Annotated in this window: 13 protein-coding genes and 1 tRNA gene; 5 read left to right on the top strand and 9 right to left on the bottom strand. The window is 56.5% G+C overall.

Annotated elements, in window-relative coordinates; all coding sequences use genetic code 11:
* Positions 1-7: 7 nt before the first annotated feature.
* Positions 8-1,294, bottom strand: a complete 1,287-nt coding sequence (locus tag H4V98_RS08100; protein WP_280757421.1) for an efflux RND transporter periplasmic adaptor subunit — start codon at positions 1,292-1,294, stop codon at positions 8-10.
* Between the two features lie 183 nt (positions 1,295-1,477).
* Between H4V98_RS08100 and H4V98_RS08095 the strand changes: the two genes are divergently transcribed.
* A complete protein-coding gene (locus tag H4V98_RS08095) occupies positions 1,478-2,119 on the top strand; it encodes a TetR family transcriptional regulator (RefSeq protein WP_280757420.1) in 642 nt (213 codons plus the stop codon).
* A 65-nt stretch (positions 2,120-2,184) separates the two neighbouring features.
* Here H4V98_RS08095 and H4V98_RS08090 read toward each other — a convergent pair.
* From H4V98_RS08090 to cysS, 8 genes are all read right to left on the bottom strand, one after another.
* A tRNA-Ser gene (locus H4V98_RS08090) sits at positions 2,185-2,277 on the bottom strand.
* A 10-nt stretch (positions 2,278-2,287) separates the two neighbouring features.
* Positions 2,288-3,580: an aspartate kinase gene (locus H4V98_RS08085; protein ID WP_196861753.1), complete on the bottom strand. Its 1,293-nt coding sequence runs from the start codon at positions 3,578-3,580 to the stop codon at positions 2,288-2,290.
* Between the two features lie 129 nt (positions 3,581-3,709).
* Positions 3,710-4,660, bottom strand: a complete 951-nt coding sequence (tilS, locus tag H4V98_RS08080) for a tRNA lysidine(34) synthetase TilS (RefSeq protein WP_280757419.1) — start codon at positions 4,658-4,660, stop codon at positions 3,710-3,712.
* Between the two features lie 97 nt (positions 4,661-4,757).
* Positions 4,758-5,558 (bottom strand): hypothetical protein, encoded by an 801-nt coding sequence (locus H4V98_RS08075; RefSeq protein ID WP_196861751.1) that lies wholly within the window; start codon positions 5,556-5,558, stop codon positions 4,758-4,760.
* Positions 5,559-6,710, bottom strand: a complete 1,152-nt coding sequence (locus H4V98_RS08070; protein ID WP_196861750.1) for a hypothetical protein — start codon at positions 6,708-6,710, stop codon at positions 5,559-5,561.
* A 56-nt stretch (positions 6,711-6,766) separates the two neighbouring features.
* Positions 6,767-7,747, bottom strand: coding sequence for an acetyl-CoA carboxylase carboxyltransferase subunit alpha (locus H4V98_RS08065; protein WP_196861749.1), 981 nt, complete (start codon positions 7,745-7,747; stop codon positions 6,767-6,769).
* Between the two features lie 62 nt (positions 7,748-7,809).
* The gene (locus H4V98_RS08060) at positions 7,810-8,514 is read right to left on the bottom strand and encodes a DNA-3-methyladenine glycosylase 2 family protein (protein ID WP_196861748.1); all 705 of its coding nucleotides are present in this window, start codon (positions 8,512-8,514) and stop codon (positions 7,810-7,812) included.
* Positions 8,515-8,575: 61 nt separating this feature from the next.
* Complete coding sequence (cysS, locus tag H4V98_RS08055; RefSeq protein ID WP_196861747.1) at positions 8,576-9,967, bottom strand: cysteine--tRNA ligase; 1,392 nt, start codon at positions 9,965-9,967, stop codon at positions 8,576-8,578.
* Between the two features lie 302 nt (positions 9,968-10,269).
* Between cysS and H4V98_RS08050 the strand changes: the two genes are divergently transcribed.
* The 4 genes from H4V98_RS08050 to H4V98_RS08035 are packed head-to-tail and all read left to right on the top strand — an operon-like array spanning position 10,270 to position 12,848.
* Positions 10,270-10,836, top strand: coding sequence for a tetratricopeptide repeat protein (locus H4V98_RS08050; RefSeq protein ID WP_196861746.1), 567 nt, complete (start codon positions 10,270-10,272; stop codon positions 10,834-10,836).
* 34 nt (positions 10,837-10,870) lie between these two features.
* Positions 10,871-11,479 (top strand): peptidylprolyl isomerase, encoded by a 609-nt coding sequence (locus tag H4V98_RS08045; protein WP_196861745.1) that lies wholly within the window; start codon positions 10,871-10,873, stop codon positions 11,477-11,479.
* Positions 11,480-11,500: 21 nt separating this feature from the next.
* Complete coding sequence (locus H4V98_RS08040; protein WP_196861744.1) at positions 11,501-12,010, top strand: peptidylprolyl isomerase; 510 nt, start codon at positions 11,501-11,503, stop codon at positions 12,008-12,010.
* Between the two features lie 34 nt (positions 12,011-12,044).
* Positions 12,045-12,848, top strand: coding sequence for a UDP-2,3-diacylglucosamine diphosphatase (locus H4V98_RS08035; protein WP_196861743.1), 804 nt, complete (start codon positions 12,045-12,047; stop codon positions 12,846-12,848).

Raw genomic sequence — 12,848 nt, 5'->3', positions numbered from 1 at the left:
GTGCTCCTTACTTCGCAGCGTCGGACGCGGCAGAAGCCGAAGGCGCAGCGCCGGCAGCCACCGGCGCCGAGGTGCCAGCGGCAGGCGCCGGAGCAGTGCCTGCCGGCTGCCATGGCACGGCCTTAACCAGCGTTCCGGGCGGCATCATCTGCAACTTCTGGAAGCCATCGACCATCACTTGCTCGCCGGCCTTGAGGCCGTCCAGAACCACCCATTTGGTGTCTTTGGCAGAGCCGATCTTGATCGTTCGCGGGGTCACTTTTCCATCGCTGCCTACCACCATAACCGTGTCGCCCTGCGCCGTGCGCGTGACGGCCTGCTGCGGCAAGGTGATGGCATTGGTGGCCTGAGCCTGCTCCAGCCGTACACGCACGTACAGGCCCGGCAACAGTTGCCCGCGCGGATTGGGGACTTCGGCCCGCAAGGTGATCTGCCCGGTCGTGGGGTCTACCGTCAGGTCTGAAAACAGCAGTTTTCCCGGTTGCGCGTACTCGGTACCATCCTCCAGAACGATACGAATACTGGCGGCATCGGCGCCGTTGGCCCGCTTGAACTGGCCGCTGGCCATCGCCGATCGCAGTTTCAACGCGTCGGAAGCCGACTGTGTGAAATTGACATACATCGGATTGATCTGCTGAATGACGGCCAATTGCGTCGCGTCGCCCTGCCCGACCAGCGCGCCTTCGGTCACCAGCGAACGACCGATACGGCCTGAAATTGGGGCCGTCACCGAGGCGTAGCCCAGCGTGATGTTGGCGGTCTGCACATTGGCCTTGCCCAAGGCCACATCGGCCGCTGCCTGCTTTTGCGAGGCGACGGCGTTGGCGTATTCCTGCTTGCTGATGGCGTTGGCTTCGACCAGCGGCTTGTAGCGATCGGCCAAGGCAGTTGCCTGCGCCAGGTTGGCCTCAGCGCGTGCCTGGCCGGCCCGCGCACTGGCGGCCGCAGCAGCGTACGGTGCAGCATCAATGGTGAACAACGGCTGGCCTGCCTTCACGTCACTGCCTTCGCGGAACAACCGCTTTTGCAGGATGCCTGCTGCCCGCGCCCGCACCTGAGCGACACGCGAGGCTTCCAGGCGACCGGGCAATTCGGTGACCAGGCCCACATCACCAGGCGTGACCGTCACCACCCCGACCTGAGGCGGTGGCGGAGGCGGAGCAGCGCCTGCATCAGGCGCAGTGCCTTTGCCGCAGCCAGCAAGAAACAACGCAAGAACCGCAGCCAGTACAAGCGACTGCCGGCGCCCGAACCTGATGGGCAAAAAAGTAGGGGCGACGCTGGGCTTAGGCATATCTATTCCTCGTATTTTTAGCCAAAAAGGCAGAAAAAGTTTGGGTGTGAATTCGGAAAAAAAAACAAATCGAATGAAAACCAAAAATCTGATGATAAGAGACTAAGGGTTTACGATGCTATAGTTTACATACGTTTTCGAATGTATGTAAAAACCCGATGAAATCGATTTCAGGAGATGCACATGGTCCGCCGAACCAAAGAGGAAGCGCTTGAAACACGCAACAAACTGCTGGATTCAGCAGAGGTTTTGTTTCAGTCCCAAGGCGTTTCACGCACCACGTTGCAAAATATTGCCCAGCATGCAGGTGTTACCCGGGGAGCCGTCTATTGGCACTTCAAGGACAAGGCCGACCTGTTTGACGCCATGATGGAGCGTGTCACGCTGCCGCTGGAAAGTTATTTCAGCCACGAACAGAGCTCGGAGGAAACCAGCAGCGACTCAGGCACCCAGGCCCTCATGCACACGCGTAATGCCATCCTGAAGGCACTCCATCAAATCGTCAACGATCCGCAGACACGCAGCGTCCTCGAGATCGCCACCCAAAAGGTGGAATACATCGAAGGCATCCGGAACATTCGCCTGCGGCACCTGACCGCCTGCAACGGTTTCTTGTGCCGGGTCACCCAAGGCCTGGACACCGCTTCGAGACAGAAAAACCTGACGCTGCCGGTGCCAAGTGTTCTGGCGGCCAGGGGGTTACACGCCCTGATTGATGGATTGATACAAAACTGGCTGCTTGACCCACAAGCGTTTGAATTGACGAAAGCCGGTCAAAGCACAATGGACATTTACTTCAAGGGCCTGGGATTCAAGGTCAGCTAGCAAAGCCTTAAACCCTGCAAGAGACCAAAAAAAACGCGCAATCAATAAAGATTGCGCGTCAGATTTGGCGGAAACGGAGAGATTCGAACTCTCGATGAGGCTCTACACCCCATACTCCCTTAGCAGGGGAGCACCTTCGGCCACTCGGTCACGTTTCCAATCGAAGCATTATCGCACGACTTCGGCGCTGATCAAGCTGACAGGCTGATCCAGATCAAAAGCCTTGTGCAGCGCGCGCACGGCAAGTTCCATGTATTTCTCGTCGATCACGACCGATGTCTTGATTTCGCTGGTGGAGATCATCTGGATGTTAATGCCCTCCTCGGCCAGCACGCCAAACATTTTGCTGGCAATGCCGACATGGCTGCGCATGCCGATGCCAACGATGCTGACCTTGCAGATTTTGGCGTCGCCGGTAACTTCCTGCGCGCCCAGTGCGGGTACCACCCTGGATTTGAGAAGGTCCAGGGTTTTGGCAAAGTCGTTGCGGTGCACGGTGAAGCTGAAGTCGGTCTTGCCGTCCTTGCTGATGTTCTGGATGATCACATCGACTTCAATGTTGGCCTCGGCCACGGCTCCCAGGATCTGGTAGGCAATACCCGGGGTGTCGGGCACGCCGAGAACCGAGATTTTGGCTTCGTCGCGGTTGAATGCGATGCCCGATACGATGGCTTGTTCCATGTTTTCGTCTTCCTCAAAACTGATCAATGTGCCTGATTTGGCTTCTTCGTCGATGTCGATATCCCAGTCGGTAAAGCTGGACAGCACGCGCAGCGGCACCTTGTACTTGCCCGCAAACTCGACCGAGCGGATTTGCAGCACCTTGGATCCCATCGAGGCCATTTCCAGCATTTCCTCGAAACTCACAGTTTGCAAGCGGCGCGCCTCGGGCACAACGCGCGGGTCGGTGGTGTACACGCCATCGACATCCGTGTAGATCAGGCACTCATGCGCCTTGAGCGCGGCAGCTATCGCCACGGCCGAGGTGTCGGAGCCCCCCCGTCCCAGCGTAGTGATGTTGCCGCCGGCGTCCATGCCCTGGAAGCCGGTGATGATCACCACCTTGCCTGCATCCAGGTCGGCGCGTACTTTTTCGTCGTCGATCGACTCGATGCGCGCCTTGGTATAGGCACTGCTGGTCTTGATGGTGACTTGCCAGCCAGCGTAACTGACCGCCTGCATGCCCTCGGCTTGCAGTGCAATGGCCAACAGCGCGCTCGAAGCTTGCTCTCCCGTGGCGGCCAGAGCGTCGAGTTCGCGGCTGTAGGAATTATCGGATCGGGCAGGCTCCAACTCTTTGGCCAAACCGAGCAGACGGTTGGTTTCGCCGCTCATGGCGCTGGGAACCACGACCATCTGGTGGCCGGCGCGCGCCCATTTGGCAACGCGTTTGGCAACATTGCGGATACGCTCGGTCGAGCCCATCGAAGTGCCGCCGTATTTGTGAACGATCAAAGCCATTGCGGTTGGTCAATCAGGAGTTGGTGGTGAATTGATCTCTCCTGCTGGCGACCCATAAAAAGCTTTCAAAAAATCCCGCTTTTTCAGCTCGGCAGCAAAGCTTTCAATTATAGCCAGCGCAATTTTTGATCATGGTTCTGCGTAACTGGCGGTGTAATGCAGTGCGCCTCCCTGCCGCGTCACGTGGCCATTGGCCACCTTGAGGTGAATCCGGTGGCCACGGGTGGTGCAGGCGGTAACTTGATGCAGCAATTGATCCAACTGCGCCGCACTCGGCGTGGCCTGCTGTAGCAGCAGCCAGTGGCGCAGCAGATTGGCCTGGCGTGCCGTGGACAAAGCTTGCAAAGCCGTGATGACAGGCGGATTGCCGGCGGCAGCCAGATCCTGAATGGCGACTTCTATCAACACCGATTGCGCCTGCGCGGCATGGCGCGCACTGCGAGCGAAAGTCGACCGAAACTGCGGAAAAGCTTGCGCCAGTACGGGCAACAAGCGTGCACGGATACGGTTGCGGGTGTAGCGTTCGTCGGTGTTGGTCGGGTCGTCAACAAACTCAACCGGCTGACACATGAGCCACTCGCGCAGGACGGCGGAAGGAATCTGTAGCAGCGGCCGGTAAAACACCATGCCGCCGCGCTCGAATTGCGCCGGCATGGCCGACAAGCCAGGCAAACCAGCTCCTCGGCTAAGCGCCAACAGCAGCGTCTCGACCTGGTCGTCAGCATGCTGACCAAGCAAAACGCCCTTCATACCTTGTGACAATGCTGAAGTAGCCAGCGCGGCATAGCGTGCGCGCCGCGCTGCATCTTCAGGGCTTTCTCCGGCAGCATGCTTGGCATCGACATTCACCACATGTATAGGCACGCGGAATTTTGCACATACGGCAGTGCAGACGCGCACAAACTCATCGGCAGACCTTTGAAGTCCATGGTGAACATGAAAGGCTTCGATCTGGCCAGGCCAGCATTTGGTTGCAGCAATCAGTAACGCGCTCGAGTCCGCCCCCCCGCTGTAGGCCACACCGATGGGCAGGGGTGGATTTAATCCCGCAAGAGCTGCTGCGATAGGTGATGTGCTCACTGAAATTCGATTAATTGATTTCAGGTTGGCTTAATTAAAGGGATAAAAAAATTTAAATCCCCAAAATAGCTGAATTAGCCAGAGCAAATTATTTTCATCAAAGAAAAATTAAATTAGTGGGAATATCCTTGGCAATTTGATCCAGTACAGCACCGTATTTGATACCCAAGCCAATTCGCATTCTCAGAGGATAACTGTCTTCAGCACGAACCCACAAATCAAAAATCCCGACAGAAGTATGACCTGAAAATCGAATCGCATTAATTTCTTTACCCGCAACTTTGACAAGTTCAGCTTTTGGAGAAAGACTGATTTGACGAATTCCTTTTCCGTCACTCACAGCAAGAAAACTGGGTTTGTTAGGAGCCGGCTTACCGAGAAAAGCATAGGGCGCCATTAGTAAGTCACTTGCAGCCACGTTGAAAGGTTCTGTGCCATTGGGTTTACCCCCCTTGCTGAATTCATACCGTTTGGCTGTTAGATTGGTAACAGATGTCAGTTCGTCGCTGCTTCCACGTTTATCCGTATAGCGAACGGTCAATGCGACACCATTAATAAATCGACCGTTGGACTGTCGAATTACTTTTAGATCGGAAAGGACAGTGGTCAACAAGCGTGCCCCTTCAATCTGGGAACGTAATGCATATGTATTTTTATCAATAGTTCCGGTATCTTGGCCAGTGCCAATTCCAACCGAACCCAAAAACCCTGCTGCGCCAACAATCAGTTTGGCTGCGGCATCGGGAGTAGGTGCTCCCGAAACAACTGAAACATTATAAATCCAATTTGTTGAAATAGTCGCAGCACTTACATTTATCAAAACACCTGTCAGCATAAACACTATGATGAGATGCGTCCGTCCAATCATAAAAAATTGGGGGATTTTATGATTGGACATCTATGAAGTTTTCAATACAGGCGCAAGACCTGTCAATTTGTTCAAGCCCATCTCTCCGACACTAGATTGGCGGATCAGCATTTTGATAGACCCACTAAATTGCCACAGCAACGCAAGAAATCCACCCAAAGCCGCAAACAAAACAATTATTTTTAAAGGTGACCTGACAGGCATTACTGGGAGAGTAGGCGAAACAATAAATCGACTTGGCGAAAAAGCACCTGTGACCATTCTTGAGTATTTGTTTTCATACTCCAGCAGCGCAATCAGTTCATAGCCTTTCTGGGCGGTTGGCACACGTGTCTGAATATCCTTAATCAAAGCGAAAGCTAAATCTTTACCCGAATTGGTTTTTTGAGTAATTTTTCCATGCGCTACGAGCATGGATTCTTCGCTAGGAAGCCCTTCAACCTGCCTTTGGGTTTTCGCCAATTTCTCTTTGATATCGAACCGCTCTCTTTCAATTGCTATTATTTGCATTGGTAATGGCATATAACGTTCGCCATTTTTTTCTATGCTAAATATTTGCCTTTCCGATGCAGTAGCAACTATAGGATAACTTGCTGCCAAACGTTTAAGGTCGTTAAGACGATTTTCTAAAAGACTCAGGTTATAGGCTTCAATGTCTCTTTCCAAAAGAGCTGCAGTAAGCAGTAAATTTTTAGCCGCCAAAGTATCCGTAACAAAATTATCAATTTGAATTTTTAGAGAAGCATCAGAGACATAATCAGCCAGAAGATCGACTTTTTCGCGCGCAGTTTCCGGTTCTGACGAGGTGTAGCTGATTTCGTATCCAACAAGATCGGAAAGATTAGAGGGATCTTTCAAACCACTGAGTTCTTTGGCATCCTTCTTACTGAATCTAAAAATCGGAGAAATCCAGTCACCAGAACGTACGATTTGGTTTCGAAGTTCAGTCCCTCCCGAAATAATTTTAGCGTCACCCAAGTAACGATCAAAAACTCCTACGCTACTAACCTGCTCTTGCAGAGTTCTGAATTCAGAAATACTCCTGTCGAACAAAACGACTGAGCGCGACTTGAATGAAAGAAGCACGCCGTAAGAAATACCAGCACCTATCGCTGCAAAAGCCAAAATTGTTATACAAACCAGCGGTGACAGGATCTTATTTTTGATGTAACCAAAACTCATAAATTCTTTCAAATACAAAGTTGAAACAATTTGTATTTTACTTTCATTTAGTTACACTACTTGATCAATTCAGCTTTTGTGTCAATAAAACGCCCATAGCTTTGCAACCGGTCATAGCGACGGTCGAGCAATTCCTTGCCCTTTAAATCGCTGACCTGACGGAAGGCATCGTTCAGGGCGCGCTTGAGGAAAGCCGACATCTGCTTCGGGTCGCGGTGCGCGCCGCCGACCGGCTCGTTGACGATCTTGTCGATGACGCCCAGCGCCTTGAGCCGGTGCGCGGTGATGCCCAGCGCTTCGGCCGCGTCCTGCGCCTTTTCGGACGTTTTCCACAAAATCGACGCGCAGCCTTCGGGGCTGATGACCGAATAGATCGAATACTGCAGCATCACCACCTGGTCGGCCACCGAAATGGCCAGCGCGCCGCCGGAGCCACCCTCGCCGATGATGGTGGTGATGATCGGCACTTCAAGCTGCGCCATTTCGAAGATGTTGCGGCCGATAGCCTCGGACTGGCCGCGCTCCTCGGCTTCGATGCCCGGGTACGCGCCCGGCGTGTCGACAAAGGTGAACACCGGCAGCCTGAATTTTTCAGCCGTCTTCATCAGTCGCAGTGCCTTGCGGTAGCCCTCGGGCTTGCTCATGCCGAAGTTGCGCAAACCGCGCTCCTTGGTGTCGCGGCCTTTTTGATGGCCGAGCACCATGCAGGCATTGCCGTTGAAGCGGGCAAGGCCGCCGACGATGCTCAGGTCGTCGGCAAAATGGCGGTCGCCATGCAGTTCGACAAAATCCGTGAAGATGTCCCGGATGTAGTCCAGGGTGTAAGGCCGCTCGGCATGGCGGGCGATCTTGGTGATCTGCCAGGGCGTCAGGACGCTGTAGATGTCCTTGGTGAGTTGCTGGCTTTTTTTGGCCAGCTGCTCTATTTCATCCGAAATATCGACCGCCGACTCGGTTTGCACATAACGCAATTCTTCGATTTTTCCTTCAAGCTCCGCAATCGGCTGCTCGAAATCGAGAAAGGTCTTTTTTGCCATGGTAATCCTCAGACTTTCAATGCTTGGTCAGGCAGGTTGCGAAGCGCGCGGCACACCGGCCCTCAGGCGCCGGGCACAATTTTCGGGTCCAGCGAACGCCAAATATACCAAGTCGCCACGCTGCAGTACGGCGCCCAGGCGGCGGCGACTTCACGCGCATCGCTGCGGCTGACCGATTCGCCGGAAAAATAGTTGTGGCTGATGCCGTTGATCAGCCCGACATCGTCGAGCGGCAGCACGTTGGGCCGCGTCAAGTAGAACATCAAGAACATCTCGGCCGTCCAGCGGCCAATGCCGCGAATGGCAATCAACTCGGCAATGATGGTTTCATCGTCCATCGCCTGCCAGTCCTGCACATGGACGCGGCCGGCGTCGAAATGGATCGACAGGTCGACCAAGTATTCGACCTTGCGCGCGCTCAGGCCGGCTGCGCGCATGTCGTGAATCTTCAGGCGCAGCACATGCGCGGGTGTCATTTCAGCGGGCAAGGCGGCAAAGCGGTGCCAGACGGTCTGCGCGGCCTTCACCGAAATCTGCTGGCCGACAATGCTGCGCGCCAGCGTGCTGAAGGCGTCGCCGCGCGACTGCAGGCAGGTGTTGCCGAACTGCGGAATCAGGCGTTTCATGACCCGGTCCTTCTTGACCAGGTGCTTGCACGCGTCATGCCAGTACGGCGGCACAACGATGGCCGGTTGGGGCGCGCCGGCCTTGTCTGTCAGTTCAATGGGCACCGAGGTGGCGACCTCTGAATTTACTATGTTTTTCATAGCTTAAAACACTCGTCAGATATGCGGGAACGGCCTAAAAGGCTTGAAAATATTGAATGTTTCACGATGTCACCTCCCAGGTGGTTCCCTGGGACGTGTCCTTCAGCACGATGCCCTGGTCCAGCAGTTCGCTGCGGATGCGGTCGGCAGCCGCGAAGTCGCGGGCTTTCTTGGCATCGGCGCGTTGCATGATCAGCGCCTGGATGCTGGCGTCGTCCAGCGTGGAGCCGGCTTGCAGGTATGCCGCAGGCTGGCCCTGCAGCAGGCCCAGGCAGCCGCCCAGGCTTTTCAGCAGCCCCGCCAGTTCGGCCGAACCGGTCCGGTTCACCTCGCCCGCCAGGTCAAACAGCACGGCCATCGCTTCAGGCGTGCCAAAGTCTTCGTCCATGGCCGCCTTGAAGCGGGCGGCAAACGGCTTGGACCAATCAATCACCACATCGGCCGGAGTGACCAAGCCTAACGCGGTATACAAGCGCTTGAGGGAATTGCGCGCGTCGTCCAGGTGCGCGTCGCTGTAGTTCAGCGCGCTGCGGTAGTGCGCGCGAAGAATGAAAAAGCGAACCGTCTCGGCGTCGTACTTTTCCAGTACCTCGCGAATGGTGAAAAAATTGCCCAGCGACTTGGACATTTTTTCGTTGTCCACGCGCACAAAACCGTTGTGCACCCAGAAGCGCGCCAGCGGCTCGCCGTTGGCGCCTTCGCTCTGGGCAATCTCGTTCTCGTGGTGCGGAAACTGCAAATCAGCCCCGCCGCCGTGGATGTCGAACGTCTCGCCCAGCGTGGCGCAGCTCATGGCCGAGCACTCAATGTGCCAGCCGGGCCGGCCTTTTCCATAGTCATGGCCCAAGGCGGCGCTGTCCCACTTGGCGTCTTCCGGTTCGCTTTCTTTTGCCGATTTCCACAGCACGAAGTCCAGCGGGTCGTCCTTGCCTTCAAGCACCGCCACCCGCTCGCCGGCGCGCAGCTCGTCAAGCGACTTGCCCGACAGCTTGCCATAGCCGGGAAACTTGCGCACCGCATAGTTCATGTCGCCGCCCGAGCCACGGTAGGCCAGCCCTTTTTTCTCAAGGGTGCCGATCATCGCCAGCATTTGCGGCACGTAGTCGGTTGCGCGCGGCTCGAGTGTCGGCGGCTCGATGGCCAGGGCGCCAATGTCCTGGTGCATGGCCTGAATCATCTCGTCGGTCAGGGCGCGAATCGTGATGCCGCGTTCGACGGCGCGCTTGATGATCTTGTCGTCGATGTCGGTGATGTTGCGCACATAGGTGACCTGGTAGCCGCTGACCTTGAGCCAGCGCTGCACCACGTCAAAAGCCATCATCATGCGTGCATGGCCGATGTGGCAAAGATCGTAAATCGTCATGCCGCAAACATACATGCGGACCTGGCCGGGAACAATAGGGGAAAAATCTTCTGCGGCACGCGACAGCGTGTTGTAAATGCGAAGGCTCATGAAAATTGTCTGGATGCGTGGTCTGACGTGAAAATGCCAGAGGAAGGAAAAAGGAAAACCTGAATATCCGGGCGCCACCGGCGGCGATGGCGCTGAAACAGAAGCGAAATTCTTCGGCAAAAACCGGCAAGGAACAACAGGGCAAGGAGGGTGACTATACCCCCTCGGCTAGAATTAAACAGTCTATCGAGCCGGTTCGAATGCCTGTCAGGGTGCTGCCAATGCGGCTGTGGCCGGCTAGCCAGCCAGCCACATTGCGCCTTGGCGCGGTCCCCTGTTTGCCCAAAAACAACGAGAGTCCTATGCCCTTGCGAGCCGTTCTTTTCTGCAAACCCTTGTCATTCGTGCCGGCCAGCCTTTTGCTGCTCGCGCTGTTGGGAGCGCCGGCAGTCCACGCCGACGAGTACACCGATGTCAACCAGTTGATCAGCGCCGGACAGTTCCCGCAGGCTTTGGCCAGCGCCGATCGCTACCTGGCCGCCAAGCCGCGCGATCCGCAGATGCGTTTCCTCAAGGGCGTGATCCAGAGCGGATCTGCCCAGACCGCTGAAGCCATGGAAACCTTTGCCCAGCTCAACCGCGACTTTCCCGAACTGCCTGAGCCTTACAACAACCTGGCCGTGCTGTATGCCGGCCTGGGCCAGTTCAACAAGGCCCGGGAATCGCTGGACATGGCGATTCGGCTGAACCCGCGCTATGCCGTGGCCCATGAAAACATGGGCGACGTGTATGCGCGGCTGGCCAGCCAGTCTTATAGCCGTGCGCTGCAGCTCAATGCCGCGAACGCCGCGCTGCCCCCCAAACTGGCCCTGGTCAACCAGTTGCTGACACCTGCCGTAAAAGCTGCCGCACCTGCCAAGGCGCCTTGAAATCAACACTTAACTTTTGAAAAAGATTCACCCCATGAACATTTCACGCACCCTTTTCACCCGCCGCAGCGCAACGCTCCTGCTGGCCGCTCTTACTCTGAGCGCCGGCGTCGCGCTGGCGGCCGATCCGGCCGCGCCCAAGGTCAAATTTGCCACCAGCGAAGGCGATTTCGTGGTCGAGGTCTATCCCGACAAGGCGCCCAAGACAGTCGAGAATTTTCTCCAGTACGTCAAGGACAAGCACTACGACGGCACGATTTTTCACCGGGTGATCAACAACTTCATGGTGCAGGGCGGCGGCTACGATGGGGCTTACGCCGAAAAGAAAACCCGCGCCCCGGTGGTGCATGAAGGCCGCGAGGCGTTGGCCAAGGGTGGCCCGAAAAATGTCGTCGGCACGCTGGCAATGGCCCGCACAAATGACCCCAATTCCGCCACGTCGCAGTTTTTCATCAACGTGAAAGACAATGACTTCCTGAACCCGGGCACGCAAGCCCCCGGCTACACCGTGTTCGGCAAGGTTATCAGCGGCATGGACGTCGTGGGCAAGATCAAGTCTGTGCCTACCGGCAGCGGCGGCCCCTTCCCGTCGGACGTTCCCAAGACGCCGGTCATGATCAAATCCGCAACCCTCGTCAATTAACCCACTTTTAAAGGAAATTTCATGAGCAATCCAAAAGTCGAACTGCACATTGCCAAATACGGCGTCATCACCCTGGAACTTGACGCTGAAAAAGCACCCAAGTCGGTCGCCAACTTCCTGAACTATGTCAACAAGGGCCATTACGATGGCACCGTGTTCCACCGCGTGATTCCCGGCTTCATGGTCCAGGGCGGCGGCTTTGCGGTCGGCATGACGCAAAAGCCGACCGACGGCGAGATCGAGAACGAAGCCACCAACGGCCTGAAGAACGACATGTACACCGTCGCCATGGCGCGCACCAACGCGCCGCATTCGGCCAGTTCGCAGTTCTTCATCAACGTCGGCAACAACGGCTTTTTGAATCACACCGGCCAGAACGCTTCGGGTTGGGGTTACGCCGTGTTCGGCAAGGTCGTTTCCGGCACCGAGGTGGTGGACCAGATCAAGGCCGTCAAGACCGGTCGCAAGGGTTTTCATGACGACGTGCCAGTTGAAGACGTGATCATCGAAAAAGCCGTCGAGCTAGCTTGACCCGGCAGCCGGACTGAGCCTGACTGAGTCCTCCATGCCCTCGTTTGCGACCGTGCCCCCTTTCAGCGAGCTTGTGGCTCCATCATCGTGGCGCACGGTCGATTTCATTTCCGACCTGCATCTGAACGCCGACGAGCCCACCACCTTCATGGCCTGGCAGGCTTATTTAAGGGACACGCCAGCCGATGCGGTGTTCATACTGGGCGACCTGTTCGAAGTCTGGGTCGGCGACGATGCCGTCAGCGCTGATTTCCAAGACCACCCCGAATCCGGATTTGAAAACCGCTGCGCCAGCGTGCTGACCGAGACAGGCCGCCGGCTGGCACTTTTTTTCATGCATGGCAACCGTGACTTTTTGGTTGGCCCGGCCTTCATGGCGGCTTGCCACGCCCGCCTGCTGGACGACCCGACCGTACTGAGCTTTGCCGGACAGCGCTGGTTGCTGTCGCATGGCGATGCGCTGTGCCTGGATGACACCGATTACATGGCCTTCCGGCAGCAAGTGCGCAGCCCCGGCTGGCAGCAAGCCTTCCTGGCCCGGCCATTGGTTGAGCGCCAGGCCATGGCGCGCCAGATGCGCAGTCAGAGTGAAGCGCGCAAGCGCTCCGGCATGGACTATGGCGACGTGGACTCCAACGCTGCCCGCCAGTGGCTGGAGACAGCGCATGCGCGCACGCTGATTCACGGCCACACCCACAAGCCTGCGTTGCACGACCTGGGCAAGGCGCTGTCGCGCGTGGTGTTGAGCGACTGGGACGCCGGCGCCAGAGTGCCGCGCGCCGAGGTGCTTCGGCTGGACAGCAGCGGCCTGCAGCGCATCGCCCTGCCGGTTGGATGA

This window comes from Polaromonas sp. CG_23.6 (genome assembly GCF_029892315.1).
Lineage (GTDB): Bacteria > Pseudomonadota > Gammaproteobacteria > Burkholderiales > Burkholderiaceae_C > Polaromonas.
Note: the sequence above shows the minus strand (reverse complement) of the source record. Positions and strands in the feature narration are given on the sequence as shown.

Coding starts and splice junctions, on each gene's coding strand:
- H4V98_RS08050 (WP_196861746.1), top strand. CDS start 10,270: ATGCCCTTGCGAGCCGTTCTTTTCTGCAAACCCTTGTCATTCGTGCCG.
- H4V98_RS08060 (WP_196861748.1), bottom strand. CDS start 8,514: ATGAAAAACATAGTAAATTCAGAGGTCGCCACCTCGGTGCCCATTGAA.
- H4V98_RS08035 (WP_196861743.1), top strand. CDS start 12,045: ATGCCCTCGTTTGCGACCGTGCCCCCTTTCAGCGAGCTTGTGGCTCCA.
- H4V98_RS08040 (WP_196861744.1), top strand. CDS start 11,501: ATGAGCAATCCAAAAGTCGAACTGCACATTGCCAAATACGGCGTCATC.
- H4V98_RS08075 (WP_196861751.1), bottom strand. CDS start 5,558: ATGTCCAATCATAAAATCCCCCAATTTTTTATGATTGGACGGACGCAT.
- H4V98_RS08045 (WP_196861745.1), top strand. CDS start 10,871: ATGAACATTTCACGCACCCTTTTCACCCGCCGCAGCGCAACGCTCCTG.
- H4V98_RS08100 (WP_280757421.1), bottom strand. CDS start 1,294: ATGCCTAAGCCCAGCGTCGCCCCTACTTTTTTGCCCATCAGGTTCGGG.
- H4V98_RS08065 (WP_196861749.1), bottom strand. CDS start 7,747: ATGGCAAAAAAGACCTTTCTCGATTTCGAGCAGCCGATTGCGGAGCTT.
- cysS (WP_196861747.1), bottom strand. CDS start 9,967: ATGAGCCTTCGCATTTACAACACGCTGTCGCGTGCCGCAGAAGATTTT.
- H4V98_RS08085 (WP_196861753.1), bottom strand. CDS start 3,580: ATGGCTTTGATCGTTCACAAATACGGCGGCACTTCGATGGGCTCGACC.
- H4V98_RS08095 (WP_280757420.1), top strand. CDS start 1,478: ATGGTCCGCCGAACCAAAGAGGAAGCGCTTGAAACACGCAACAAACTG.
- H4V98_RS08070 (WP_196861750.1), bottom strand. CDS start 6,710: ATGAGTTTTGGTTACATCAAAAATAAGATCCTGTCACCGCTGGTTTGT.